28 protein-coding genes are annotated in these 26,839 nt (G+C 60.1%); 3 read left to right on the top strand and 25 right to left on the bottom strand.

Annotated elements, in window-relative coordinates; genetic code table 11:
- Window positions 1-2 precede the first annotated feature (2 nt).
- From ccmI to ccmA, 9 genes are all read right to left on the bottom strand, one after another.
- The gene (gene ccmI, locus ACA071_RS08330) at window positions 3-1,202 is read right to left on the bottom strand and encodes a c-type cytochrome biogenesis protein CcmI (RefSeq protein ID WP_497643904.1); all 1,200 of its coding nucleotides are present in this window, start codon (window positions 1,200-1,202) and stop codon (window positions 3-5) included.
- A complete protein-coding gene (locus ACA071_RS08325) occupies window positions 1,199-1,669 on the bottom strand; it encodes a cytochrome c-type biogenesis protein (protein ID WP_123409143.1) in 471 nt (156 codons plus the stop codon). Before ACA071_RS08325 ends, ccmI begins: the two co-directional genes overlap by 4 nt.
- Window positions 1,666-2,202 carry a DsbE family thiol:disulfide interchange protein gene (locus tag ACA071_RS08320; protein ID WP_497643903.1) on the bottom strand — a complete coding sequence of 179 codons (537 nt, stop codon included), beginning with the start codon at window positions 2,200-2,202 and terminating at the stop codon, window positions 1,666-1,668. Before ACA071_RS08320 ends, ACA071_RS08325 begins: the two co-directional genes overlap by 4 nt.
- The gene (locus ACA071_RS08315) at window positions 2,199-4,187 is read right to left on the bottom strand and encodes a heme lyase CcmF/NrfE family subunit (protein WP_497643902.1); all 1,989 of its coding nucleotides are present in this window, start codon (window positions 4,185-4,187) and stop codon (window positions 2,199-2,201) included. Before ACA071_RS08315 ends, ACA071_RS08320 begins: the two co-directional genes overlap by 4 nt.
- A gap of 3 nt (window positions 4,188-4,190) precedes the next feature.
- The gene (gene ccmE, locus ACA071_RS08310) at window positions 4,191-4,646 is read right to left on the bottom strand and encodes a cytochrome c maturation protein CcmE (protein ID WP_497643901.1); all 456 of its coding nucleotides are present in this window, start codon (window positions 4,644-4,646) and stop codon (window positions 4,191-4,193) included.
- Entirely contained in the window at window positions 4,643-4,819 is a 177-nt protein-coding gene (gene ccmD / locus ACA071_RS08305; RefSeq protein WP_463259771.1) for a heme exporter protein CcmD, read from the bottom strand. The genes ccmE and ccmD overlap by 4 nt, the downstream gene beginning before the upstream one ends.
- Window positions 4,816-5,571 (bottom strand): heme ABC transporter permease, encoded by a 756-nt coding sequence (locus ACA071_RS08300; protein WP_497643900.1) that lies wholly within the window; start codon window positions 5,569-5,571, stop codon window positions 4,816-4,818. The genes ccmD and ACA071_RS08300 overlap by 4 nt, the downstream gene beginning before the upstream one ends.
- Before the next feature lie 93 nt (window positions 5,572-5,664).
- The gene (ccmB, locus tag ACA071_RS08295) at window positions 5,665-6,333 is read right to left on the bottom strand and encodes a heme exporter protein CcmB (protein WP_007980754.1); all 669 of its coding nucleotides are present in this window, start codon (window positions 6,331-6,333) and stop codon (window positions 5,665-5,667) included.
- Window positions 6,330-6,965: a cytochrome c biogenesis heme-transporting ATPase CcmA gene (ccmA, locus tag ACA071_RS08290; RefSeq protein WP_497643899.1), complete on the bottom strand. Its 636-nt coding sequence runs from the start codon at window positions 6,963-6,965 to the stop codon at window positions 6,330-6,332. Before ccmA ends, ccmB begins: the two co-directional genes overlap by 4 nt.
- A 223-nt stretch (window positions 6,966-7,188) precedes the next feature.
- Between ccmA and fliK the strand changes: the two genes are divergently transcribed.
- Both fliK and ACA071_RS08280 read left to right on the top strand, forming a co-directional pair.
- Window positions 7,189-8,754 carry a flagellar hook-length control protein FliK gene (gene fliK / locus ACA071_RS08285; protein ID WP_497643898.1) on the top strand — a complete coding sequence of 522 codons (1,566 nt, stop codon included), beginning with the start codon at window positions 7,189-7,191 and terminating at the stop codon, window positions 8,752-8,754.
- Window positions 8,751-9,080 carry an EscU/YscU/HrcU family type III secretion system export apparatus switch protein gene (locus ACA071_RS08280; protein ID WP_497643897.1) on the top strand — a complete coding sequence of 110 codons (330 nt, stop codon included), beginning with the start codon at window positions 8,751-8,753 and terminating at the stop codon, window positions 9,078-9,080. The genes fliK and ACA071_RS08280 overlap by 4 nt, the downstream gene beginning before the upstream one ends.
- Before the next feature lie 228 nt (window positions 9,081-9,308).
- Here the strand turns inward: ACA071_RS08280 and ACA071_RS08275 are convergent, their stop codons facing one another.
- The 14 genes from ACA071_RS08275 to flhA all read right to left on the bottom strand — a co-directional run bounded on the left by ACA071_RS08275 (window position 9,309) and on the right by flhA (window position 23,730).
- Window positions 9,309-9,701, bottom strand: a complete 393-nt coding sequence (locus tag ACA071_RS08275) for a DUF2802 domain-containing protein (RefSeq protein WP_497643896.1) — start codon at window positions 9,699-9,701, stop codon at window positions 9,309-9,311.
- Window positions 9,702-10,187 (bottom strand): chemotaxis protein CheW, encoded by a 486-nt coding sequence (locus tag ACA071_RS08270; protein WP_149657007.1) that lies wholly within the window; start codon window positions 10,185-10,187, stop codon window positions 9,702-9,704.
- Window positions 10,188-10,276: 89 nt separating this feature from the next.
- Entirely contained in the window at window positions 10,277-11,164 is an 888-nt protein-coding gene (locus ACA071_RS08265; protein WP_497643895.1) for a CheW domain-containing protein, read from the bottom strand.
- A gap of 115 nt (window positions 11,165-11,279) precedes the next feature.
- The gene (locus ACA071_RS08260; protein ID WP_497643894.1) at window positions 11,280-12,068 is read right to left on the bottom strand and encodes a ParA family protein; all 789 of its coding nucleotides are present in this window, start codon (window positions 12,066-12,068) and stop codon (window positions 11,280-11,282) included.
- Window positions 12,069-12,111: 43 nt separating this feature from the next.
- Window positions 12,112-13,002 (bottom strand): flagellar motor protein MotD, encoded by an 891-nt coding sequence (gene motD, locus ACA071_RS08255; protein WP_497643893.1) that lies wholly within the window; start codon window positions 13,000-13,002, stop codon window positions 12,112-12,114.
- A 15-nt stretch (window positions 13,003-13,017) separates the two neighbouring features.
- Window positions 13,018-13,758, bottom strand: a complete 741-nt coding sequence (locus tag ACA071_RS08250; RefSeq protein ID WP_092271414.1) for a flagellar motor protein — start codon at window positions 13,756-13,758, stop codon at window positions 13,018-13,020.
- Window positions 13,758-14,891, bottom strand: a complete 1,134-nt coding sequence (locus tag ACA071_RS08245; RefSeq protein WP_497643892.1) for a protein-glutamate methylesterase/protein-glutamine glutaminase — start codon at window positions 14,889-14,891, stop codon at window positions 13,758-13,760. Before ACA071_RS08245 ends, ACA071_RS08250 begins: the two co-directional genes overlap by 1 nt.
- A gap of 49 nt (window positions 14,892-14,940) precedes the next feature.
- The gene (locus tag ACA071_RS08240; protein WP_497643891.1) at window positions 14,941-17,166 is read right to left on the bottom strand and encodes a chemotaxis protein CheA; all 2,226 of its coding nucleotides are present in this window, start codon (window positions 17,164-17,166) and stop codon (window positions 14,941-14,943) included.
- 53 nt (window positions 17,167-17,219) lie between these two features.
- Window positions 17,220-18,008 (bottom strand): protein phosphatase CheZ, encoded by a 789-nt coding sequence (locus ACA071_RS08235; RefSeq protein ID WP_497643890.1) that lies wholly within the window; start codon window positions 18,006-18,008, stop codon window positions 17,220-17,222.
- A 22-nt stretch (window positions 18,009-18,030) separates the two neighbouring features.
- Window positions 18,031-18,402, bottom strand: a complete 372-nt coding sequence (locus tag ACA071_RS08230) for a chemotaxis response regulator CheY (protein WP_497643889.1) — start codon at window positions 18,400-18,402, stop codon at window positions 18,031-18,033.
- Between the two features lie 168 nt (window positions 18,403-18,570).
- On the bottom strand, window positions 18,571-19,311 hold the full coding sequence (gene fliA / locus ACA071_RS08225; protein WP_497643888.1) for an RNA polymerase sigma factor FliA: 741 nt from the start codon (window positions 19,309-19,311) through the stop codon (window positions 18,571-18,573).
- Window positions 19,308-20,138: a flagellar synthesis regulator FleN gene (fleN, locus tag ACA071_RS08220; RefSeq protein WP_003222917.1), complete on the bottom strand. Its 831-nt coding sequence runs from the start codon at window positions 20,136-20,138 to the stop codon at window positions 19,308-19,310. The genes fliA and fleN overlap by 4 nt, the downstream gene beginning before the upstream one ends.
- Before the next feature lie 116 nt (window positions 20,139-20,254).
- Window positions 20,255-21,589, bottom strand: a complete 1,335-nt coding sequence (flhF, locus tag ACA071_RS08215; RefSeq protein ID WP_497643887.1) for a flagellar biosynthesis GTPase FlhF — start codon at window positions 21,587-21,589, stop codon at window positions 20,255-20,257.
- An 11-nt stretch (window positions 21,590-21,600) separates the two neighbouring features.
- A complete protein-coding gene (flhA, locus tag ACA071_RS08210; RefSeq protein WP_497643886.1) occupies window positions 21,601-23,730 on the bottom strand; it encodes a flagellar biosynthesis protein FlhA in 2,130 nt (709 codons plus the stop codon).
- Between the two features lie 548 nt (window positions 23,731-24,278).
- Here flhA and ACA071_RS08205 point away from each other — a divergent pair.
- On the top strand, window positions 24,279-24,629 hold the full coding sequence (locus ACA071_RS08205; protein WP_497643885.1) for a DUF6124 family protein: 351 nt from the start codon (window positions 24,279-24,281) through the stop codon (window positions 24,627-24,629).
- Between the two features lie 140 nt (window positions 24,630-24,769).
- On the opposite strand, the gene ACA071_RS08200 is transcribed toward ACA071_RS08205, so the two are convergent.
- Entirely contained in the window at window positions 24,770-25,474 is a 705-nt protein-coding gene (locus tag ACA071_RS08200; RefSeq protein WP_497643884.1) for a hypothetical protein, read from the bottom strand.
- 222 nt (window positions 25,475-25,696) lie between these two features.
- Complete coding sequence (gene flhB / locus ACA071_RS08195) at window positions 25,697-26,836, bottom strand: flagellar biosynthesis protein FlhB (protein WP_497643883.1); 1,140 nt, start codon at window positions 26,834-26,836, stop codon at window positions 25,697-25,699.
- Between the last annotated feature and the right edge of the window lie 3 nt (window positions 26,837-26,839).

Here is a 26,839-nt window from a genome sequence, read left to right as displayed (position 1 = left end):
TGTTATTTATCCGGGCTGTCGATGGTCAGTTTTTGCGGCGCGGTGGTGCTGCTGGCCAAGGGCTGGCTGCGACCGATCCATTCGCCGGCAGTCGGTTGGCCGGCGCGGGAGATGCGCGCAACCAGTTGGACTTCAGGGAAGTTCGACAGTTTCAACTGCGGCATCATCGCGTCGGCATCACCCAGTTCGACAGTGGCCGGTAAGTCAGCCACGGTCAGGCGTTTGGCAGCCAATGGCGCCGGTGGACCGGAGGTGGCGCGGGCGAAGATGAACACGCTGTCACCCGGTTGAACCTTGGCTTTCAGGTCAGCCGCGAGATCGACACGGACCTTGAGCAACGCGCCTTTGGTGACAGGTGCCTGGGCCACTTTGCCGCCGCTCGCTTCAAGCTTTTCGGTAGCCCGGGCAATCCCGCCTTGCAGTGCGCCACGGGAGTTGTCGTCCGGCGGCAGTTGCGCGAGCAGGCGATTCCAGTAGTCGATGGCATCCTGAAAGCGCTCAGCTTCAAATGCGGCGATACCGAGCAGACCCAGGCTGGTGACTTCTTTCGGATCGGCTTTCAACGCTTCGTCAGTCAGGGCCTGGATCTTGTCCGACCATTTCTTGCCGTCGGCGAAGTACTGGGCCTGCGCCCATTGGCCGAGCAGTTCCGGCTGGCGACCGGCGAGGTTCACGGTACGCTCGAAAATCTTCGCCGCGTCGGCGGGACGATCTTGAGCCATGTAGGTGCGACCGAGGAAGTACAAGCCTTCCGCCGAATCCGGTTGAGCAGCGACTGCGCGTTCCAGACGACGGGTCATCTCTTCCATCGACTGTGGCGCCTGGGCGAACTCACGGGTCAGTTCGACCTTGTCGCTGGCGCCGAAATGCAGGTACAGACCCAAGCCCAACACCGGCACCAATATTGCGGCTAGGAGCGGCAACGGTTTGCCCAGTCGCGATACCCGTGGCGCGGCAACACCTTCGGTGTCCGCCAGCAACTCACGGGCCGCTTCGGCACGGCCGGTGTCCATTTGCGTGGCGTTGAGCACGCCCTCTTCCTGCTGAGTCTGCAACTCAGCCAGGCGTTCTTGATAGAGCGCGACGTTCAGGGCGGTACGATCCTCTTCGAGCTGGGCGCGACGGCCACGTAGAACGGGGATCAACAGAAAACTCAGGGCAACCAGAAGTAGCAGACCTGCAGCGAGCCAGAAATCAATCATTCTTGGTTTTTATCCAACAGGTGATCGAGGCGCTCACGCTCCTCGGCAGAAAGCGTGTCCGGGGTGTCAGCGCGTTGCACGCGACGACGGCGAACGATCACGGCGATGACGACGAAGCCGCCCAGCAACAGGCCGGCCGGGCCGAACCAGAGCAAAGCGGTCTTGGCGTTCAGAGCGGGTTTGTAGCGAACGAAATCACCGTAGCGATCGACCATGAAATCGATGATCTGCTGATTGTCCTTGCCCTCGCCGAGCATGCGGAAAATCTCTTTGCGCAAGTCAGCGGCAATCGGGGCGTTGGAATCGGCAATGTCCTGATTCTGGCACTTGGGGCAACGCAGTTCTTTGGTCAGCTCGCGAAAACGCTCACGGTCGCCTTCTTTGGCGAACTCGTAAGTGTCGATGGCCGCGTGCGCCACGCCGGCCATGCTCAAGCCCAATACTGCAGCGGCAATCCAGCGCTTCATGGCTTGGCCTCGTCGACCAGCGCCTGATACTTGGCCGCCAGTTTTTCGCGCCAGACCTGTTCGTCGATCACACCGACGTACTTGTCGCGGATGATGCCCTTGGCGTCGATGAAGAAGGTTTCCGGAGCGCCGTAGACGCCGAGGTTCAGGCCCAAAGTGCCTTCATCATCGCGGATGTCCAGTTGATAGGGGTTGTGGAATTCCGCCAGCCACTTCAAAGCGTCGGCGTTGACGTCTTTGTAGTTGATGCCGTAGATCACCACGCCCTTCTCGGCCAGTTTGTTCAGCACCGGATGCTCGACCCGGCAGGAAATGCACCAGGTGCCCCAGACGTTGACCAGCGCCGGTTTACCGAGGATATCGGCCCTGGTCAGGGTCTTGTCGCCCTGCACGGCTGGCAGGGAAAACTCCGGGAACGGCTTGTTGATCATCGCCGAGGGCAACTCGGCCGGGTCCAGGTAGAGACCGCGATACAGGAAAACAGCCACCACCAGGAAAATTGCCAGGGGCAACAGCATCAACCAACGTCTCATGCAGTGGCTCCCGTCATACCAAGCGCTTCACGCACGCGGCTTTTCACCTTGACCCGATAACGGCGATCCAGCGCCGCCAGCAACCCGCCTAAACCTGTGAGCAGGCCGCCGAACCAGATCCAGCGCACGAACGGTTTGACGTGTACACGCACGGCCCAGGCGCCATCGCCCAGCGGTTCGCCGAGAGCGACATAGAGGTCACGGGTGAAACCGGCGTCGATCCCGGCTTCGGTCATCACCGAGTTCTGCACGGTGTAGAGGCGTTTTTCCGGGTGCAGCACGCTGACTTCCTTGCCATCGCGGATCACGCGGATCGTGCCCTTGTCGGAGGTGAAGTTTGGCCCTTCGAAGTGCTTGGCGCCTTCGAAGATGAAGTGGTAACCGGCCAGGTCCATGGACTCGCCCGGCGCCAGGCGCAAGTCGCGCTCGGCACTGTTCTGGCTCGACAACACGACACCGAGCGCACACACGGCGATGCCGAGGTGAGCGACCTGCATGCCCCAATAGCTGCGGGTCAGGGTCGGCAGGCCTTTGATCAGGCCTTTGTGGCGAGTCTTGTCGAGAATGTCGCGGACACCGGCCAGCAACACCCAGGCCGCGAGCATGAAGGTCGCGATCACCGCCCAGTTGAAATCACCGTAAGCAACGCCAGCCACCACGGCCAACGCGGCGCTGCCGAGCAATACCGGGGTCAACATGCCCACCAGCCATTTGACCGGGGTGTCTTTCCAGCGCACCAGCATGCCGACCGCCATCACCACCATCAGCAACGCCATCAACGGAATGAACAGCGCATTGAAGTACGGCGGGCCGACCGACAGCTTGGCACCGGTCATCGCATCGAGGATCAACGGGTACAAGGTGCCAAGCAGGATCATCGACGCCGCCACCACCAGCACCAGGTTGTTACCCAGCAGCAGGGTTTCCCGGGACCAGAGGTTGAACCCGACATGGCTCTTGACCACCGGCGCGCGCAGGGCGAACAGCGTCAGGGAACCGCCGACCACAAACAGCAGGAAAATCAGGATGAACACACCGCGCTCAGGGTCGGAGGCAAAGGCATGCACCGAGGTCAGCACGCCGGAACGCACGAGGAAGGTCCCGAGCAGGCTCAACGAGAACGCGGCGATGGCCAGCAACACGGTCCAGCTCTTGAACACGCCACGTTTTTCCGTGACCGCCAGCGAGTGAATCAGCGCCGTACCGACCAGCCAAGGCATGAACGAGGCGTTTTCCACCGGGTCCCAGAACCACCAGCCGCCCCAGCCGAGTTCGTAATAGGCCCACCACGAACCCAACGTGATGCCGATACCGAGGAAGGCCCAGGCCACGATGGTCCACGGACGGGACCAGCGCGCCCACGCCGCATCAAGACGACCGCCCAGCAGCGCGGCGATGGCAAACGCGAAGGCCACGGAGAAACCGACATAACCCATGTACAGCATCGGCGGGTGAACGATCAGGCCGATGTCTTGCAGTAATGGATTGAGGTCACGACCGTCCGCCGGGATTTGCGGCAGGATCCGCGCGAACGGGTTGGAGGTGAGGATCAGGAACAACAGGAAACCGGTGCTGATCATGCCCATCACCGCCAGCACGCGGGCGAGCATGACTTGCGGCAACTGTCGGGAGAACACCGATACGGCGAAGGTCCAGCCACCGAGGATCAAGGCCCATAACAGCAACGAGCCTTCGTGCGCGCCCCATACGGCGCTGAATTTGTAGTACCACGGCAAGGCGCTGTTGGAGTTGCTGGCGACGTACTCCACCGAAAAGTCGTCAGTCATGAACGCATAAGTGAGGCAGCCGAAGGAAAACGCCAGGAAGGCAAACTGCCCCCAGGCGGCCGGCTGGGCCAGGCTCATCCACAGGCGGTCACCACGCCAGGCCCCCATCAACGGCACGATGGCCTGAACCAGCGCGAAACACAGCGCCAGGATCATCGCCAGTTGGCCCAATTCGGGGATAAAGATTCCAGACGTCATGGGTTAGCCCTCTTTCGCAGGAGTGGGTGCCGACATGCCGCTGTCCTTCAGGGCTTTGGTCACTTCCGGCGGCATGTACTTCTCGTCGTGCTTGGCCAGCACTTCATCGGCCACCACCACGCCTTCGGCGTTGAGCTTGCCCAGGGCGACGATGCCCTGCCCTTCGCGGAACAGGTCCGGGAGGATGCCGCGATAGCTGATGGTCACGGATTTGTTGAAGTCAGTGACGATGAATTTCACGTCCAGCGAGTCGCCGGAGCGTTGCAGCGAGCCCTTTTCGACCATGCCGCCCGCGCGAATGCGCGTGTCTTGCGGAGCTTCACCGTTGGCGATCTGGGTCGGCGTGTAAAACAGATTGATGTTCTGCTGCAGGGCGCTCAGGGCCAGGCCGACGGCTGCGCCGACCCCAACCAGGATCGCGAGAATGATGATAAGACGCTTTTTGCGCAGCGGATTCACTTGCCGTTCTCCCGGCGCAAACGACGCGCCTCTTGTTGCAGATACCGCTTGCGGGCCAGGATCGGCGCCGCCACGTTAAAAACCAGCACCGCCAGGCAGATGCCATAGGCCGACCAGACATACAGGGCATGATGGCCCATGGCGAGGAAATCGCCGAATGAAGCAAAACTCATCGAGCAGCCTCCAGACTGTTCTGCACTTCGGCTTTCACCCAGCTCGCCCGGGCTTCGCGCTTGAGCACTTCAAGACGCATGCGCAGCAACAGCACCGCGCCGAAGAAACAGTAGAAACCCAGCACCGTCAGCAGCAGCGGCAGCCACATCTCGGCGGGCATCGCCGGTTTTTCGGTGAGGGTGAAGGTTGCGCCCTGGTGCAGGGTGTTCCACCACTCCACCGAGTACTTGATGATCGGGATATTGATCACACCGACAATCGCCAACACCGCGCAGGCCTTGGCCGCACTGTCACGATTGCTGATGGCGTTGCCCAGCGCAATAAGACCGAAGTACAGAAACAGCAGGATAAGCATGGACGTAAGTCGCGCATCCCAGACCCACCACGAGCCCCAGGTCGGTTTGCCCCAGATCGCCCCGGTGACCAGCGCCACGGCGGTCATCCAGGCACCGATCGGCGCCGCGCATTGCAGGGCGACGTCGGCCAGTTTCATCTTCCAGACCAGCCCGACCACACCGCACACCGCCAGCATCACGTAGCAGGACTGCGCCAACATGGCGGCCGGAACGTGGATATAGATGATGCGAAAGCTGTTGCCTTGCTGGTAGTCCGGCGGCGCGAAAGCCAGGCCCCAGACGATGCCGACGCTAATCAGCAGCAACGCCGCGACGCTCAGCCACGGCAGCAGTTTGCCACTGATGCCGTAAAACCATTTGGGCGAGCCGAGCTTATGAAACCAGGTCCAGTTCATTACTGTTTCCATCACGGGTGCTCTTCGCTATTGAAGAGCCAAGGGTCTGCTTTTTTTAACAAAAATCGGTTAAAAAATAACCAGACCTCATTATTATTCGCCGACGCTGATCTTCAGGCCAGCAGCTATTGCAAAAGGTGTAAGCGTTATCGCCAGGGCGGTCAGGCTACCAAGCCACAAGAGATAACCGGTCGCCGGCATGCCTTGGAGTGCAGCCTGCAAGGCGCCACTGCCAAGAATCAACACCGGGATGTACAGCGGCAGAATCAGCAGCGCCAGCAACAGGCCACCGCGCTTCAATCCGACCGTCAGCGCCGCGCCCACCGCACCGAGCAGGCTCAGCACCGGTGTACCCAGCAATAAAGAAAGCAGCAACACCGGCAGACAGGCGGCAGGCAAACCGAGCATCAACGCCAGCAGTGGCGCAAGTAAAACCAGTGCCAGGCCAGAGAAGGCCCAGTGTGCCAGTACCTTGGCCAAAACCAGAAGAGCCAGGGGGTGCGGCGAAAGGACCCACTGTTCAAGCGATCCGTCTTCGAAATCACTGCGGAAAAGCCCGTCCAGCGAGAGCAAAACCGATAAAAGGGCTGCTACCCAGACCAGTCCCGGAGACAAGGTTTGCAACAATTGAGACTCGGGTCCAACCGCCAGCGGGAACAGCGACACCACGATGGCGAAGAATACCAGCGGATTGGCCAACTCTGCCGGACGGCGGAACAGCAAGCGAGCCTCACGGGCGACCAACAGGCCGAAAACACTCATACGGCCCAGTTCCCCAGATCAATGTCGCGATAGCCGGCCGGCAGGCGGCTCAGGGTGTGGTGGGTGGTCAGAATCACCATGCCACCGCTTTCGCAGTGGGCGGCCAGATGTTCTTCGAGTTGCGCCACGCCCTGTTTATCGAGCGCGGTGAAGGGTTCGTCGAGGATCCACAGCGGCGGACTGTCCAGATACAAGCGCGCCAAGGCCACACGGCGTTGCTGGCCGGCAGACAAGGTGTGGCACGGAACGTCCTCGAATCCTCGCAGCCCGACAGCCGCCAGCGCTTGCCAGATCGCTTCGTGGCTCGCCGGCTGGTGCAGGGCGCACAACCAACTCAGATTCTCTTCCGGGGTCAGCAAATCCTTGATCCCGGCAGCATGGCCGATCCACAGCAGGTTGCGCGCCAACTCGCTGCGTTGCTCGTTCAGCGGCTGACCGTTGAGCAGCACCTGACCGGCGGTCGGTTGCATCAACCCGGACAGCAGGCGCAGCAAACTGGTCTTCCCGCTGCCGTTCGGGCCGCTGATCTGCACCATTTCGCCACTGGACAGTCTCAATTCGAGATTTTCGAAGAGCAGCCGAAGGTCTCGCTCACAGGCGAGGTCGACGGTTTGCAGGAGTGGACTGTTCAAGAGATCACGGGCCTTTTCGTTTCAAATCGGCGTTTCAAGTCGGCGGTTCAAGTCGGCAGTGGCGCGGCCGCTAAAGAGATGCAGCATAGATGCATTGGCGGCCGGTTTTAGAGAGCTGCGTCAAAACAATTGCAATGTTTTCACCGCTCCCTGAAAGACGGGCGGCATTATACATGCCATGCCTTACTCTAAAGAGCGCATTTTCCGAAGGTTGTGACCGCGTATGACAGGCGAAATGAACATCCTCCCAGTCCCCCAGACTGCGCCGACCGCCACACGTCCGCAGGTGGTCAGTGGCGACTTGCTCAAGCTGCTGACGCCGATGGAGGGCCTGATCAGTGCCGGCCAGACCGCCAACGCTGAAGTGCTGTCGCTGAAGCAGGCGGATCAGACCTTTCAACTGTTGCTCAAAGTCACCCTCGACAGCGGCCGCCAGACCACGGTCCAGGCCACCAGCACGCAACCGCTGCCCACCGGCACCAACCTCGCGATCACCCAACCGTCGGCCAGCAACCTGGCGATCACGGTGCAACAGGCGATTGCCTCCAACGTTGCCGCCCTCACCCGCCTCGACACCGCGCAACTGCCGGTTGGCACCTTGCTGCAAGGCAAAGTGCTGACCTCCCAGGTGTTGCCGCAGACGCCGGGCCAGCCCACGGTTTTTCGTTCAATGGTGAGCCTGCTCAACACCACACTGAGCGGCAGCACCCTGACCATCGACAGTCCTCAGCCGCTGCGCATTGGCACGCTATTGAGTGCCTTGGTGCAAGACACACAGACCTTGAAATTCCTGCCGCTGAGCAATCGCCAGGACCAGTTGGCGGTGTCGCAGCAGCTGACCACCCAGCAGAGCCGCCAGGGGTCGCTGGACGGTTTGCTCAGTGCCTTGCAGAACCTGCCGCAGACCGACGAGACCTCCGCCGACCTGCAAGCCGCCGTGAACAAACTGCTCGCCGGGCTGCCGGACGTGCAGCAATTGAGTACGCCAAAAGGCCTGGCCCTGGCGTTGGCCAACAGCGGTATGTTCCTCGAAGCGAAGCTGCTGACCGGCCAGACCCCGACGCTGGCCCCGGACATGAAAGCCGACCTGCTCAAGCTGATCGCGCAATTGACCCCGCCTAACACCAACCTCACCGCGATCATTGCCGCCAATACCCTGGCCCAGGCGATGCCAAATTTCGTGCGCAGTGCGCTGGGCATGCTCGGCCAGGTCAGCGCCAAACCGCTGCCAACCCATTTCCCGCTGCCTGATCGGTTATTGCAAAACCAGGATGGCGAAGGCGATCTTGAGCATTTGTTGCGTCTGGCAGCCGCCGCCGTTTCGCGCCTGCAAAGCCATCAACTGTCGAGCCTGGAACAAACCGGCGTCACTGACGATGGGCGGCTGATGAGCACTTGGCAGCTGGAAATCCCGATGCGCAACCTGCAGGACATCGTGCCGTTGCAGGTCAAGTTCCAACGCGAAGAAGCGCCGGAAAAAGAAGCGCAAAACGAACGGCGTGAAGAACGGGAACCGAAACAACAACTGTGGCGGGTCGAGCTGGCATTCGACATGGAGCCGCTAGGGCCGTTGCAGGTTCAGGCGCAGTTGATTCAGGGCAGCCTGTCCAGCCAGCTGTGGGCCGAACGCCCGTACACCGCGAGCCTGATCGAAAGCAACCTGGCCGCGCTGCGCGAACGCTTGCTGGCGTCCGGCCTCAACGTCGGCGACCTCGATTGCCACCTCGGCACTCCACCCCAAGGCGCACAAACCCGCCTCGAACAACGCTGGGTCGACGAAACCGCATGAGAAACCCCAACACTCCTCGCCAGGCCATCGCCCTTAAATACGACGGCAGCCACGCCCCGACCCTCACCGCCAAGGGCGACGAAGAACTGGCCGAAGCGATTTTGAAAATTGCCCGCGAATGCGAAGTGCCGATTTACGAGAACCCGGAGCTGGTGAGGCTGCTGGCGAAGATGGAACTGGGAGACAGTATTCCGGAGGAGTTGTATCGCACGATTGCCGAGATTATTGCGTTTGCGTGGAATTTGAAGGGGAAGTTCCCACAGGGGCTGGATCCGAATGCGCCGATGGTTGAGAAGGACGTCACCGATCGCGGCGACGACTACTGATCGTTCCCATGTTCTGCGGTGGGAATGCAGCCGTGACGCTCCGCGTCACAGTTCAAGAGCGGAACGCGGAGCGTCCCAAGAGGCATTCCCACGCAGAGCGTGGGAACGATCTCATCGCCCCGGAAAATCAGCGTTTAAACGCAAAAAAAATCGCAGCCTTCGGCAGCTCCTACAAGGGTTTGCGTACACCCGTAGGAGCTGCCGAAGGCTGCGATCTTTTGATCTTTCTCAGTTCTTGTGCATCTTACTCATCAACTCCGCCTCAGCCTGGGTCAAGCCGCACGACTGAGTCAGTTCATCGACGCTCGCGCCCATGCCCACCAATCGCGCCGCCTGGGCAAACGACAGGCTCGACGGGTCGCGTTGTTCCAGCTGGGCCAGTTTGTCCGGCAACGGGCTGACCACCGCGCGCAGTTCGTGCAGGTCTTCACCCATGCGCACGTTGCCGCTCTGGTAGTTGTCGACGCGCTTGGCCAGGTCCTTGATGCGCTGATCGCGCAGCGCATCGCCCTCGGCCTGTTGCGCGGCGATCAGTCGCTGGCCGCGGATGTACGCCAGGAACATGGCCAGCGTGCCTGCCCAAAACAAGAACAGGACAATGACTGCAACCTCAAGAATCAATCAGATGTTCTCCAGATCCGACCATTCTTCTTCGCTCATCATCTTGTCCAGTTCGACCAGGATGAGGAGTTCGTTGTTCTTGTTGCACACGCCCTGGATAAACTTGGCGGATTCTTCGTTGCCGACGTTTGGCGCGGTCTCGATTTCCGACTGACGCAGGTAAACCACTTCGGCCACGCTGTCGACCATGATCCCGACGACTTGCTTGTCGGCTTCGATGATGACGATACGGGTGTTGTCGCTGATCTCGGCGTTCATCAGGCCGAAGCGCTGACGGGTGTCGATCACGGTGACCACGTTACCGCGCAGGTTGATGATGCCCAGCACGTAGCTCGGGGCACCCGGGACCGGGGCGATTTCGGTGTAACGCAGGACTTCCTGAACGCGCATCACGTTGATGCCGTAGGTTTCATTGTCCAGTTTGAAGGTTACCCATTGCAGGATCGGATCTTCAGAACCTTTTGCATTCGTCGCGTGACTACTCATACCCTGACCCCTCGAAAAACCGCGCTTGGCGGTGTGTGTTCTGTGTGGCGGCATTCAACAATGCCGTCGCCTACTTGTTATGTCGGCTGCTATGTCGATTTGTGTAGCGGCTTGCTGCCGCCCATGTGCTTTGCTCCACCGCTGGCGATCAACTCGGCCAGGGCGGAAACGTCCAGCAATGCACACATGTGCTCAATCACCGTGCCGGCGAGCCATGGCCGCTGACCTCGATGACTTCTCCATTTGATTTCGTTCGGGTCCAGGCGCAACGAGCGGCTGACCTGATGCACCGCCAGCCCCCACTCGTAGCCCTGAACCGAAATAACGTATTGCAGGCCCTGGCGGAAGTCATCGCGATAACGGTCCGGCATGACCCAGCGTGCGGTATCCAAGACTTTCAGGTTGCCGGCCTGGCTCGGCAGGATCCCGAGGAACCATTCCGGCTGACCGAACAACGGCGTCAACTCGTGGCCGGCCAGGGAATAAATCGAACCCAGACACACCAGCGGCACCGCCAGGGTCAGCCCGGCGACGTCGAACAACAGGCATTCGAACGGCTCGGCGGCCCAGGACGGACGACCATCGGTTTCCACCGGTGGCGGCGTGTTGCTCGGCGGCAAGTGAACTTCAACGACGGGCGGCACCAAGGCTTGCAGCAATGGTGCGATGGTCGAGACCGGCGCCAGGATCGGGGCCGGGGCTTCGATCACGGCGACCGGTGCTTTCTCGGCGACTGGCGCAACCGCGGGTGCAGCAACGGCCGCCGTTGGACGCGCATCACGAGCCTGTTCTTCGAGCACCGCCAACTGGAACTCGTCCAGTGCCGCTTCGACCTCGACCGCTTCGACAACCGCTACGACTTCCGAAACTGCTTCAACTTCCAGCGGCAACTCTTCAGTTGCCTCCATCAGCAAGCTGTCCAGATAAGACTGGAGCGCCAGTTGCGGACGCGAGGTGACCTTCACCGGCCGGTTCATGCGCGCACCAGTGTAGGAGCTGCCGAAGGCTGCGATCTTTTAGCAATTTCAGAGACGCCACAAAGCAAGATCAAAAGATCGCAGCCTGCGGCAGCTCCTACGGGGATTGGGTTCATCAGACCACCGCCGGGACGAGTTGTGCGGCCAGCAGGTGCTTGAGCAGTGCGCGGTACGCGAGAACGCCACGGCTCTTGCCGTCGAACTGCGAAGGCGTCACACCGGCCCGGCTCGCATCACGCATGCGGGTGTCCACCGGGATGTAGCCTTGCCAGATTTCTTCCGGGTACTTGTCGCGCAACACGCGCAAGGTCCCGAGAGACGCCTGGGTGCGGCGGTCGAACAAGGTCGGGACGATGCTGAACGGCAGTGCCTGCTTGCGAGAACGGTTGATCATCGCCAGGGTGTTGACCATGCGCTCCAGGCCTTTGACGGCCAGGTGTTCGGTCTGCACCGGGATCACCAACTGCTGACTGGCGGCCAGGGCATTGACCATCAACACACCGAGCAACGGCGGGCTGTCGATGACCGCGTAATCGAAGTCTTGCCACAATTGCGCCAGACTCTTGGCGATCACCAGGCCCAAGCCACTCTGGCCCGGCGACTGACGCTCAAGGGTCGCCAGCGCAGTGCTCGACGGCAACAGGGAAATATTCTCGTGACTGGTGGGCATCAACAGCTGGCCAGGCAAGCCTTGGGGCACGCTACCCTTGTGCAGGAACAAGTCGTAGCAGCTGTGTTCCAGAGTGTCGGGGTCGTAGCCGAAATAGCTGGTCATCGAGCCGTGCGGGTCAAGATCGACGATGACCACGCGCTTGCCCGCCTCGGCCAGCAACCCGGCTAAAGCGATAGAGGAAGTGGTTTTACCAACACCACCCTTTTGATTGGCAACTGCCCAGACTCTCATTCGGATTGTTCCTCCCGGCCGATCAGGTCGACCGAGAAATAGCTCAACGTATTAATGCGGGTGACGGAGAATTGACGGCGCTCTCTCGTCCCGGCGACTTGACCGGGGTCGGTGCAGTTTGTGTGCCAGCACGCTTCAATGCGGCATCCGGTTTTGCATTAGCGGTTCCGGTGCCTGTGAGGCTGCGACGTACATCGAGATTTCGCGAAACCACCAGCACTACCCGACGGTTGCGCGCGCGGCCTTCGGCGGTGGCGTTGTTGGCCACGGGCTGGAATTCACCGTAGCCCACCGACGCCAGGCGACCGGGGTTCACACCCTGCATCGCCAGCATGCGCACGATGCTCGCCGAACGGGCCGAGGACAGTTCCCAGTTGGTCGGGTACTGCGCCGTGCGGATCGGTTGATCGTCGGTAAAACCTTCGACGTGGATCGGGTTGTCGAACGGTTTCAGGATCGCCGCGACCTTGTCGATGATGTTGAAGGCCATGTCGCTGGGCATCGCGTCGCCGCTGCCGAACAACAGGCTGGAGTTGAGTTCAATCTCGACCCACAACTCGTTGCCGCGAATGGTCATCTGGTTGGAGCTGATCAAATCGCCGAACGCGGCGCTGATGTCGTCGGCAATGGTTTTCAGCGGATCGCTGGCGCCTGAGATGCCGGCGTCGACCTGCTCGGCATCCTTGACCAGCGGCTTGGCCGGGGTCACGGTCACCGGTCGCTCTTCACCGATCGGGATCGGCTTGAGGGCACGGTCCGAATCGGTGAACACGCCGATCAGCGCTTCCGAGATGACTTTGTACTTGCCTTCGTTGATCGAAGAGATCGAGTACATGACCACGAAGAACGCAAACAGCAGGGTGATGAAGTCGGCGTAGGACACCAGCCAACGCTCATGATTGACGTGTTCTTCAGGTTGACGGCGACGAGCCATGGTCCATTTCCCCCATCAATCCATGAAGCCCTGAAGCTTCAACTCAATAGAGCGAGGGTTTTCACCTTCGGCGATCGACAGAATCCCTTCCAACAACATTTCGCGATAACGCGACTGACGCAACGCGATGGACTTGAGCTTGGCTGCAACCGGCAGCAACACCAGGTTGGCACTGGCCACGCCGTAGATCGTCGCGACGAACGCCACGGCGATGCCGCTGCCCAGTTGCGACGGATCGGCGAGGTTGCCCATGACGTGAATCAGGCCCATCACCGCACCGATGATGCCGATGGTCGGCGCATAGCCGCCCATGCTTTCGAAGACTTTGGCGGCCTCGATGTCGCGGCTTTCCTGGGTGTAGAAATCCACTTCCAGGATGCTGCGAATCGCTTCCGGCTCGGCGCCATCGACCAACAGTTGCAAGCCTTTGCGCGAGTAGTTGTCCGGTTCGGCGTCGGCCACCCCTTCCAGCCCGAGCAAGCCTTCCTTGCGTGCCGTCAGGCTCCAGTTCACTACGCGATCGATGCCACCGGCCAGATCCACACGCGGTGGAAACAGGATCCAGGCAAGGATCTGCATGGAGCGCTTGAACGCGCTCATCGGCGATTGCAACAGCGCCGCACCGACGGTCCCACCGATCACGATCAACGCCGCCGGGCCGTTGGCCAGAGCGCCGAGGTGACCGCCTTCAAGGTAGTTGCCGCCAATGATGGCGACGAACGCCATGATGATCCCGATAAGGCTGAGTACATCCATCAGATACAGGCCTCAACCAAGTGCTTGCCAATGTCGTCCAGGCTGTAAATCGCGTCGGCGAGATCCGCTTTGACGATGGCCATCGGCATGCCGTAGATCACGCAACTGGCTTCATCCTGAGCCCAGATCGCACTGCCACCCTGTTTGAGCAGACGCGCGCCTTCGCGACCGTCGGCGCCCATGCCGGTCAACACCACCGCCAGAACTTTGTCACCGTAGGATTTGGCCGCCGAACCGAAGGTGATGTCCACGCACGGCTTGTAATTCAGACGCTCGTCGCCCGGCAGGATTTTCACCGCGCCACGACCATCGATCATCATTTGCTTGCCACCCGGTGCCAGCAGCGCCAGGCCCGGACGCAGGATGTCGCCATCCTCGGCTTCCTTGACGTTGATGCGGCACAGTTTGTCCAAACGCTCGGCGAAGGCCTTGGTGAAGGCTGCTGGCATATGCTGGATCAACACGATCGGCGCCGGGAAGTTGGCCGGCAATTGGGTCAACACCCGTTGCAGCGCAACCGGGCCACCGGTGGACGTACCGATGGCCACCAGTTTGTAGGCTTTGCGTTTCGGCGCGGGCGACGATGGGCCGGAAGACGCTGGTGCACGGATCGGCAAAGGTGCCGGTGCCGGACGCGCAGGTGCGCTGCTGCCGTAGCTGCTGACGCTCGAAGGCGCAGGCGTCGGTGCAGGTGCCGCCACCGGAGCCGGGGCCGTGTAGGTATTGGCGCGACGGTTACTGCGCGAAATGCTGAGGATCTTCTCGCACAGCAGTTGCTTGACCTTCTCCGGGTTGCGGGAGATGTCTTCGAAATTTTTCGGCAGGAAATCCACCGCACCCGCGTCCAGCGCATCCAGGGTGACCCGGGCGCCTTCGTGCGTCAGCGAGGAGAACATCAAGACCGGGGTCGGGCAGCGCTGCATGATGTGCCGCACCGCCGTGATGCCATCCATCATCGGCATCTCGTAGTCCATGGTGATCACGTCTGGCTTGAGGGCCAGCGCCTGATCGATCGCCTCTTTTCCGTTGGTCGCCGTACCGACAACCTGGATGTTCGGATCCGCTGAAAGAATTTCCGAGACGCGGCGGCGGAAAAACCCCGAATCGTCCACCACCAGGACTTTGACTACCATAAACACTCCGTTAGACGCAGCGGGGCGTTGTCGCCCCGCTGCGGCAGAATCAAATACGCCGTGCGGCGTAACGCTTGAGCATGCTCGGCACATCGAGAATCAGCGCAATGCGGCCGTCACCGGTGATGGTGGCGCCGGACATGCCCGGGGTTCCCTGGAGCATTTTGCCCAATGGCTTGATGACCACTTCTTCCTGGCCCACCAGTTGATCGACGACAAAGCCGATCCGCTGGGTGCCCACCGAAAGGATCACCACATGGCCCTCGCGCTGCTCTTCGTGAGCGGCAGAGGCGACCAGCCAGCGTTTGAGGTAGAACAAGGGCAGCGCCTTGTCCCGTACGATCACCACTTCCTGACCGTCGACCACGTTGGTGCGCGACAGGTCGAGGTGGAAGATCTCGTTGACGTTCACCAGCGGGAACGCAAACGCCTGGTTGCCGAGCATGACCATCAGCGTCGGCATGATCGCCAGGGTCAACGGCACCTTGATGACGATCTTCGAGCCTTTGCCCTTGGTCGAGTAGATATTGATGGTGCCGTTGAGCTGGGCGATCTTGGTTTTCACCACGTCCATGCCCACGCCACGACCCGACACGTCGGAGATCTCGGTTTTGGTCGAGAAACCCGGCGCGAAGATCAGGTTGAAACAGTCCGACTCGCTGAGACGGTCCGCTGCATCCTTGTCCATCAAGCCTTTCTTCACAGCAATGCCGCGCAGAACATCAGCGTCCATGCCCTTGCCGTCATCGGAGATGGACAGCAGGATGTGGTCGCCTTCCTGTTCGGCAGACAGAATCACCTTGCCGCTGCGAGGCTTGCCCATCGCTTCGCGTTCGGCCGGCTCTTCGATACCGTGGTCGACCGAGTTGCGCACCAAGTGGACCAGCGGGTCGGCCAGGGCCTCGACGAGGTTCTTGTCGAGGTCGGTTTCTTCGCCGACCAGTTCCAGGTTGATCTCTTTCTTGAGCTGGCGAGCCAGGTCGCGAACCAGACGCGGGAAGCGCCCGAAGACCTTCTTGATCGGTTGCATCCGGGTCTTCATGACCGCGGTTTGCAGGTCAGCCGTGACCACGTCGAGGTTCGACACAGCCTTGGACATGGCTTCGTCGCCGCTGTTAAGGCCCAGACGGACCAAGCGGTTACGCACCAGTACCAGTTCGCCAACCATGTTCATGATTTCGTCGAGACGCGCGGTATCAACCCGCACGGTGGTCTCGGCTTCGCTGGCCGGTTTTTCCGGTGGCGGCGCGGACGGTGCGGCGCGAGCAGGAGCCGCTGCCGGTTTTGGCGCTTCGGCTTTAGGCTCAGGCGCTTTGGCGACTGGCTTCGGTGCAGCAGCGGGCGCCTTGGCAGCAGGAGCAGTCACGACTGCGCCAGTGCCAACCTCGGTGAACTTGCCTTTACCGTGCAATTCGTCGAGCAGCGATTCGAACTCGTGATCGGAGATCAGATCGCCGCCGGCCGCTTTAGCGGTTGGCGCAGCCGGAACCGGCGCCGAAGCAATCGCGGTTTCCAGCGCATCGACAGCAAAGTTGCCCTTGCCGTGCAGTTGATCGAGCAGTGCTTCGAATTCGTCGTCGGTGATGTCCGAGCTGTCGCCGGCCGCTTTCGGGGCCTTCGCAGCTGGAGCTGCTACGGCATCCACCGCGAACTGACCTTTACCGTGCAACTGATCGAGCAACGACTCGAACTCGGCGTCAGTGATTTCGTCGCTGGCCGCAGCATTGCTGCTCGGCACTGGCGCAGCGGCGGGAGCTTCGGCCTGGGCCTTGACGGCGTTCAGCGAGTCCAGCAGTTGTTCGAATTCATTATCGGTGATGTCGCCCGACTCGCTTTCAGCGGCCGGTTCTTCCACCACGTCGGCAACCGGAGCTGCATCGGCAGTTTGCGGCTCGGCCAGACGGGCCAAGGCCTCAAGCAATTCTGGAGTGGCAGCCGTAATCGGGCTGCGTTCGCGGACTTCGGTGAACATGCCGTTCACCGCATCCAGCGCTTCGAGAACTACGTCCATCAGTTCCGAGTCGACGCGTCGTTCACCCTTGCGCAGGATGTCGAACACGTTCTCGGCGATGTGACAGCATTCCACCAGCTCATTGAGCTGGAGGAAGCCGGCGCCCCCTTTTACAGTGTGAAAACCGCGAAAAATTGCATTGAGCAAGTCCGCATCATCCGGTCGGCTTTCCAGCTCGACCAGCTGCTCGGACAGTTGCTCTAGAATCTCGCCGGCCTCAACCAGGAAATCCTGAAGGATCTCTTCATCGGCGCCGAAGCTCATTAAGGGGGTGCTCCTGAGGTCTAAAAACCTAAAAAACCTAAAATGCTAAAACTCTAAAATCCTAGGCTGGATAACAAATCGTCCACATCGTCCTGACCGGACACAACGTCTTCTCTTTTATCGGCATGAATCTGCGGACCTTCACCCTGAGAGAGATGTTTTTGCGGATCTTTTTCAGCCAGCATCGCTTCACGGTCATGCTCGATACCCGCAAAGCGGTCTACCTGGCTGGCCATGAGCACGAGCTTGAGCAGGTTGCTTTCAACTTCGGTGACCAATTGGGTCACGCGCTTGATCACCTGACCGGTGAGGTCCTGGTAATCCTGAGCCAGCAGAATGTCGTTCAGGTTGCTCGACACCGTGCGATTGTCTTCGCTGCTGCGTGTCAGAAATCCGTCGACCCGCCGCGCCAGCTCGCGGAACTCTTCAGCCCCGACTTCGCGACGCATGAACCGTCCCCAGTCGGTGCTCAACGCCTGGGCTTCATTGCTCAGGCCATTGACCAGCGGCGTGGCGTTTTCCACCAGGTCCATGGTGCGGTTGGCAGCGGCCTCGGTCAGCTTGACCACATAACCCAGACGCTCGGTGGCATCCGTGATCTGCGAGACTTCCTCGGCTTGCGGCATGTTCGGGTCAATCTGGAAATTGACGATCGCGCTATGCAGTTCGCGAGTGAGCTTGCCCACTTCCTGGTACAGGCCGCGGTCACGGGTCTGGTTGAGCTCATGGATCAGTTGCACAGCGTCGCCGAACCTGCCTTTTTCAAGGCTTTCGACCAGTTCGACCGCGTGTTTTTTCAGGGTCGATTCAAAATCGCCCTGTGAAGATTCGTTATGCTCCATAGCTCCCCCGTGGCGCAGTTGCTCAACCGATGCGTTCGAAAATTTTCTCGATTTTGTCTTTCAACGCCTGGGCCGTGAAGGGTTTGACCACATAACCGTTAACACCGGCCTGGGCCGCTTCGATGATCTGTTCGCGCTTGGCTTCCGCGGTCACCATCAGCACGGGCAGGCTCTTGAGCTTCTCATCGGCGCGCACGTGGCGCAGCAGGTCGATGCCGGTCATGCCGGGCATGTTCCAGTCTGTTACCAGAAAGTCGATGCTGCCGCTGTTGAGAACCGGAATGGCAGTGGTGCCATCGTCAGCCTCGACCGTGTTGGTGAACCCAAGGTCACGCAACAGGTTTTTAATGATCCGCCGCATCGTTGAGAAGTCATCAACGATGAGGATTTTCATGTTCTTGTCCAATTCGACCTCCAAGCAGTCTTAAACGCGCCCAGCACCTGGACGCGCCATTTCAATCAATCCGGCAAAGCACTCAAATGACTGTCTGGAGCACAACAAATCGAGACCGCTGCAGTTCAACACCACACCAGCCTCGTTCGCAGTGTCCCCACACTGCCTTCAGCGCGCTCGCCACTCCCCCAAACGCCCCCGCAAACGGGCCGCGCACTGGCTGTGTAACTGGCTGACACGCGATTCGCTGACACCCAGGACCTCACCGATTTCCTTGAGGTTCAGCTCTTCGTCGTAGTACAGCGCCAACACCAGTCGCTCACGCTCCGGCAAATTGGCAATCGCGTCCGCCAGCGCAGTCTGGAAGCGTTCATCTTCCAGATCGCGTGACGGCTCCAGATGAGCACTGGCGCCATCCTCGTGCAGCCCTTCGTGTTCGCCGTCCTGCAACAGGTCGTCGAAACTGAACAGGCGGCTGCCCAAGGTATCGTTCAAAATCCCGTAATAATCGTCGAGACTCAATTGGAGTTCGGCCGCAACTTCGTGATCTTTAGCATCACGGCCGGTTTTAGCTTCAATCGAGCGAATTGCGTCGCTAACCATACGGGTATTGCGGTGGACCGAACGTGGTGCCCAGTCCCCCTTGCGTACTTCATCGAGCATCGCGCCACGGATTCGAATGCCCGCGTACGTTTCGAAACTCGCGCCTTTGCTGGCGTCGTATTTGGTCGACACTTCAAGCAGGCCAATCATCCCGGCCTGGATCAGGTCTTCCACCTGGACACTGGCCGGCAGACGCGCCAGCAAGTGATAAGCAATGCGTTTGACCAGTGGCGCGTAACGCTCGATCAGCTCGTATTGCGCATCACGTGCCGACTTCTTGTAGAGGTTGTAGCCACTGGCTGTCATAGGACGGGTCCTGCGGTCTGTTGCACGAGGCGCTCGACGAAAAACTCCAGATGCCCACGCGGGTTGGCCGGTAGCGGCCACGTGTCGACTTTCTGTGCAATCGCCTTGAACGCCAGGGCGCACTTGGAGCGCGGAAAGGCTTCGTAGACGGCGCGTTGTTTCTGCACGGCCTTGCGCACACTTTCGTCGTAAGGCACGGCGCCGACGTATTGTAAGGCGACGTCGAGGAAGCGGTCCGTGACCTTGGTCAACTTGGCGAACAGGTTGCGACCTTCTTGCGGGCTCTGGGCCATGTTGGCCAGGACGCGGAAGCGGTTCATGCCGTAATCGCGGTTCAGCAGTTTGATCAGGGCGTAGGCGTCGGTGATGGAGGTCGGCTCGTCGCAGACCACCAGCAACACTTCCTGGGCGGCGCGGACAAAACTGACTACCGAGTCACCAATACCCGCAGCGGTGTCGATCACCAATACGTCGAGGTTATCGCCGATATCGCTGAAGGCCTGGATCAGGCCGGCATGCTGGGCAGGGCTCAGATGAACCATGCTCTGGGTGCCGGACGCGGCCGGGACGATGCGGATACCGCCCGGGCCCTGCAACAGAACGTCGCGCAGCTCGCAGCGGCCTTCGATCACGTCGGCCAGGGTACGTTTGGGCGTCAGTCCCAGCAGAACGTCGACGTTCGCCAGACCCAGATCGGCGTCCAGCAGCATGACGCGCCGGCCAAGCTCTGCTAGAGCCAGGGACAAGTTCACTGACACGTTAGTCTTCCCGACGCCACCTTTGCCGCCGGTCACCGCGATCACCTGTACGGGATGCATGCTGCCCATGTTATTTCTTTACCTTGTCTTGCATAGACGGAGGCCACATTACTGGCTGCGCGTTCATTAACTGAACAATGCATGGCAGACCATCGATGTAGGTACAAAAACTGTTCATTAGTACCTCAGCCAACCTGCTTGGTCGGGCTGTGGTAAATATCAGCGAACATGTCAGCCATGGCTTCTTCGCTGGGTTCTTCCTGCATTTGCACGCTGACCGCGCGACTGACCAACTGGTGACGCCGCGGCAGATGCAGATCATCTGGAATACGCGGGCCATCGGTGAGGTAAGCCACCGGCAATTCATGACTGATGGCCAGGCTCAACACCTCGCCCAGACTCGCCGTTTCATCCAGTTTAGTCAGGATGCAGCCGGCCAGCCCACACCGCTTGTAACTGTGATAAGCAGCGGTTAGAACCTGTTTCTGGCTGGTGGTTGCCAGGACCAGATAATTTTTCGATTTGATGCCGCGACCGGCCAGGCTTTCGAGCTGCATGCGCAGGGCCGGATCGCTGGCTTGCAGGCCCGCGGTATCGATCAGCACCACGCGTTTGCGCAGCAATGGCTCCAGCGCCTGCACCAGGGACTGGCCCGGATCGACGTGGGTCACCGACACATTGAGAATGCGGCCCAACGTCTTGAGTTGTTCCTGGGCGCCGATGCGGTAGCTGTCCATGCTCACCAGCGCGATGTTTTGCGCGCCGTACTTGAGCACGTAACGGGCCGCGAGCTTGGCCAGGGTGGTGGTCTTGCCCATGCCGGCAGGGCCGACCATGGCAATCACGCCGCCCTCTTCCAGTGGCTCGACTTCCGGTGTGGAGATCATCCGCGCCAGGTGCGCCAGCAACATGCGCCAGGCCTGACGAGGCTCTTCAATATCGGTAATCAGTGCCAGCAGATCGCGCGACAACGGGCCGGACAAGCCGATGCGTTGCAGGCGACGCCACAGGTTCGCCTGGGCCGGACGGCTGCCTTGCAGCTGATTCCAGGCCAGGGAGCCGAGTTGCACTTCCATCAGTTCGCGCAGGCTGTTGAGCTCGAAGCGCATCGAATCGAAAGCCCGCGGGTCAACACCACCGGCGGCTGGCGCAGGGGCCGGCGCAGCACGGCGTGGCTGTTCGTAAGTCGGTTCGATCAGCGGCTCGGCGGCGGTCAACGGCAGGCCGGCGAACAACTGCCGATTGGTGGTCTTGTCACCGTCGGTCTCGCCTTCGCCGCGCAGGCTCAGTTCGGCCTGGGCAGTGACGATGCGCGACTGGGTCTTGCGCAGCTCATCCTCGAGCTCCATGTTCGGAACGCGCGGGGCCAGCGCCGACAATTTGTAATCCAGGGCAGCCGTCAGCTCGACACCGCCGGCGATCCGGCGGTTGCCAATAATGGCGGCATCAGCCCCCAGCTCATCACGAACCAGTTTCATGGCCTGACGCATATCGGCGGCGAAAAAACGCTTAACTTGCATAAACCACTACCTCAGCCGTTGGGCCCTACTGTCGCAACGATGGTCACTTGCTTGTTGTCAGGGATTTCCTGATACGCCAACACGTGCAAACCCGGGACTGCCAGCCTGCCGAACCGCGAAAGCATCGCGCGAACCGGACCGGCTACCAGCAGAATCACCGGTTGACCTTGCATCTCTTGACGCTGTGCCGCTTCGATCAACGAGCGCTGCAGCTTCTCTGCCATGCTTGGCTCCAGCAGAACGCCCTCTTCCGAGCCTTGTCCTGCCTTCTGAAGACTATTGAGCAATATCTGTTCCAACCTTGGCTCCAAGGTGATAACTGGCAGCTCCGACTCAGTCCCTACAATGCTTTGGACGATTGCGCGGGATACGCCGACCCGCACCGCCGCCACCAGAGCGGCAGTATCTTGACTCTTGGCGGCATTGTTGGCTATAGCCTCGGCAATGCTGCGAATGTCCCGAACCGGCACTTGTTCGGCGAGCAGCGCCTGCAACACCTTGAGCAGTTGCGACAGCGAAACCACACCCGGCACCAGCTCTTCAGCCAGTTTCGGCGAGCTTTTGGCCAGCAATTGCATGAGTTGCTGCACTTCCTCGTGGCCAATCAGCTCACTGGAGTGCTTGTACAGAATCTGGTTCAAGTGGGTTGCCACTACCGTACTGGCATCGACCACGGTGTAACCAAGGGACTGGGCCTGGGCGCGCTGGCTGATTTCGATCCAGACCGCCTCCAGGCCAAAAGCCGGATCTTTGGCGGTTATGCCGTTGAGCGTGCCGTAGACCTGCCCCGGGTTGATCGCCAGCTCGCGATCCGGGTAAATCTCGGCTTCAGCGAGGATCACGCCCATAAGGGTCAGGCGATAGGCGCTTGGCGCCAGGTCGAGGTTGTCACGAATGTGCACAGTCGGCATCAGGAAGCCCAAATCCTGGGACAGCTTCTTGCGCACGCCCTTGATCCGCGCCAGCAGTTGACCACCCTGGTTGCGATCCACCAGCGGAATCAGGCGATAGCCGACTTCCAGGCCGATCATGTCGATCGGGGTCACGTCGTCCCAACCCAATTCCTTGGTTTCCTGGGCGCGGGCCGGGGATGGCAGCAGCTCTTGTTGACGCTTGACCTCTTGCAAAGCCTGAACCTTGACCACGCTCTGCTTCTTCCAGAACAGGTAAGCACCGCCACCCGCCAGGGCCGCCATGCTGAGAAAGGAGAAATGCGGCATGCCGGGCACCAGGCCCATGACCGCCATCAGGCCTGCCGCCACCGCCAACGCTTTCGGCGAGGCGAACATCTGGCGACCGATCTGCTTGCCCATGTCTTCCGAGCCGGAAGCACGGGTCACCATGATCGCCGCCGCTGTCGATAACAACAGTGATGGCAATTGCGCCACCAAACCGTCACCAATGGTCAACAGTGCGTAAACCCGGCCAGCGTCACCGAAGGTCATGCCGTGCTGGAAGATACCGACCGCCATGCCGCCGATCAGGTTGATAAACAGAATCAGCAGGCCGGCGATGGCGTCACCGCGTACGAATTTGCTGGCACCGTCCATGGAACCGTAGAACTCGGCTTCCTGGGCGACTTCCATGCGGCGCAATTTGGCCTGGTTCTGATCGATCAGGCCGGCGTTCAAATCGGCGTCGATGGCCATTTGTTTGCCGGGCATCGCATCGAGGGTGAAGCGCGCGCTCACCTCGGAAATCCGCCCGGCACCCTTGGTCACCACGACGAAGTTGATGATCATCAAAATCGCGAAGACCACGATACCGACCACGTAGTTACCGCCGATCACCACCTCACCGAAGGCCTGGATCACCTTACCGGCGGCGGCATGCCCTTCCTGGCCGTGGAGCATTACCACCCGCGTGGAGGCCACGTTCAGCGCCAGGCGCATCAGTGTTGCTACCAGCAGAATGGTCGGGAACACCGCGAAATCCAGCGGCCGCAAGGCGTAGACGCAGACCAGCAACACGACGATGGACAAGGCGATGTTGAACGTAAAAAACACGTCCAGCAGGAACGGCGGCACCGGCAACATCATCATGGCCAGCATGACCAGCAGCAACAGCGGCACACCCAGATTGCCCCGACTCAAGTCGGCGACGTTTGTGCGAGCACTGTTGATTAACTGAGAGCGATCCACCGGTTTTCCCCGTTCCTTTAAAGCAAACTTTTGACGCCTGAAGCAGACGCAGAGCGGCTACTGCAAGAAGCCTTCCAACTTTTGTCGGGGCGGGGATGATCGTTTCTGCGCGACCCGTGGGAATGCAGCCCGGGACGCTCCGCGTCCCACCCAGGGCTGAACGCGGAGCGTCCGTAGAGGCATTCCCACGCGGAGCGTGGGAACGATCTTAAACAGCGGTGTTTAAGCGAAATCTCCAGACACTTACTCGCCCTACACATTCTTGCGCCACGGACTACGACTACGCCAGAATCCGCCGGCTTGTGCGCTTGAGGGCCGGGATTTATCGTTTCCGGGTCGCTGAAAAACAGCGATCGGGTTGGTAGCCCGGGATTAGGTCGCAAAGCACTATCCTTTGCCGAGACTTTTCGTCTCGGTTTTATGGTGGTCATGCGCAGGCGCCTTCGGGCGACCGTTCCTAATCCCGGTCTACCAACCTGCGTGTGGCCGCCACCCTTCGTCTGGTAGCGAAGGTGACGGCTCTTTTTAATGGATTAGGAGTTTCATCCATGTTCAAACCAACACCGAACCCACCCGATATCGACGACACCTCAATCGACCGACAAAAACTTCAGGAAGCCGCCGACCGCGCCCTCGAGGAGTACATCAACCTGAGCGCCCGCCTGAACGCCAGCGAGCGAAAACCCAGCACGATGTTCATGGTCGCCCCGGACAACAAAACCGAAAGCTTGCTCGCCCACGCCAGTGAGTCGCTGGCCTCGGCCAGCGTCATGGCCAACGATTTCGCAACAGGGCTGAAAGGCTCGCAGCGCAGCACGGTGCTGGGGATCGCCCAGAACATCATGCTCGCGGAATTAGCGGTGAATCGAGCGCTGGATAACCTCGACCCGCAGAGTTAGGGCAGGGCTTCAGCCCACCCCTTCAAGTCTAAACATACAAGCGAGCTTGCTCGCGATGGCGGTGCATCAGCCAACATCTTCATTGACTGACACAGCCTCATCGCGAGCAAGCCCGCTCCCACAGGTTCAGGCCAGCACAATCACTGCGCCGTCAGAATCTGCTCGGGTGAAATAGCGCCATAACTGAGTTTTTTAGCGTTCATATACTGTGTACCCCGGCGCATTAGCAGACCTTCCACCGGTACCGACTCCTCCTGGGCATACCCCAGAACCGCGACTGAACCGGGCGACCTCGCCCCCTCCGAGACACGGGGTTGTTGCGAATCAGCCTGAAAATCATGCCCGACCATCAAATCGAGCGCCCATTCGAATTGAATAATCGGCAAATCACTTATCTCAATCTGGCGTTTTTCACGTAGCTGAAAGTCCTTGCCTGCTGTCACTTCAAATTGGCCCTTGACGAGCTCGAATTTTGGTTTGTGATATCGCTCCCGCAAATCCCCTTCAGCCCAGTCATCAAGGTAGTTACTAGCATGATCAAAGACGCGGAACAAATCCTCTGTACTACGGATATTGCCTGCCTGACCGTTAAAATAGTTATAACCGTTGTGATAGCCCAGGCCGCCCAGTACGGGTCGAATGGCGTTGATCCTAGAGTCTAGATAGCCCGGAATATAGGCATTCGCCCTCTGCACGAAATGTGTGAAGTCCAGCGACAATCTGAAGGTGACCGTATAGCCGATCATATAGCCGGCCGCTTCATCGAGCCGCTCCTCCAGAACACCCCTAACAAACGTTAACTCCATTCCCTGAAGCTTTTTATATTCGCGCGCTACCTCTTCCATAACGATTTCCTCTGAGCCGTATATCAACGGGAAGATTCCCGGACTCATGACATCGCTTTGAGAAAAGGCTGTCTACTGTCAGAACTAACAGGTACGGGAGGTTTTCTGACGAGCGGAAGGTCAAAAGATCGCAGCCTCGTTTCACTCGACAGCGCCTACACAGCGCCCACATGAAATGTGACCCCCTGTAGGCGCTGTCGAGTGAAACGAGGCTGCGATCTTTTAAGAGTCGCGGCGCAAGTCCGGTGGAATCGGCAAATCATCCTTGAGCGGATCCGGGCGTTTGCCCTTGCCCGCACGGTGCTGGCGGATCTGGTAGACGTAGGCCAACACCTGAGCCACCGCCAGGTACAGGCCGCCGGGGATTTCCTGGTCGAGTTCGGTGGAGTAGTAGATCGAACGCGCCAGGGCCGGCGATTCGAGCAGCAGCACTTCGTTGGCCACGGCGATTTCGCGGATCTTCAAGGCGAGGAAGTCGCTGCCCTTGGCGATCAGCATCGGCGCCCCACCCTTTTCCGGGTCGTACTTGAGGGCCACCGCGTAGTGGGTCGGGTTGGTAATGACCACGTCGGCATCGGGAATTGCCGCCATCATCCGGCGCTGGGACATCTCGCGTTGCAGCTGACGAATCCGCTGCTTGACCTCCGGTCGTCCTTCCTGGTCCTTGTGCTCGTCGCGCACTTCCTGCTTGGTCATCAGCAGTTTCTTGTGGCTTTCCCACAACTGCACCGGCACGTCGACCGCGGCGATGATGATCAACCCGCAAGCCATCCACAACGTGCTCCAGCCCACCACTTGCAGACTGTGGATGATTGCCAGTTCCAACGGTTCATGGGCGATGCGCTGCAAGTCATCGATGTCCGACGACAACACCGCCAGCGCCACGAACAGGATGATGATGAATTTGGCGAACGCCTTGAGCAGCTCCACCAGGGCCTTGGTGGAAAACATTCGCTTGAGGCCACTGAGCGGGTTCATCCGGCTGAACTTGGGCGCCAGGGAATTGAAGGCAAAGAGCCAACCACCCAGTGAAATCGGGCCGATGATCGCCGCCAGCACTAGCGAAATCATGATCGGCTGAATCGCCCACAAGCCGATTTGCCCCGAGTGCAGCAAGTAATTGGTCATGGATTTCTGGTCCATGATCACTTCCCGCGGCAGCGAGAAGTTGATGCGCATCAGTTCCATCATGTCCTGGGCCAGGGCCCCGCCGAAAATCAGCAGTGCGCTGGCGCCGACCAGCATGATCGCCAGGGTGTTGAGTTCCTTGGAGCGCGCCACCTCGCCTTTGTCGCGGGAGTCCTTCTTGCGCTTGTCCGTGGGGTCTTCTGTTTTGTCTTGACCGCTTTCGCTCTCAGCCATGAC

The organism is Pseudomonas sp. LBUM1646 (genome assembly GCF_059716165.1).
This window is presented reverse-complemented; position numbering and strand designations above follow the sequence as displayed.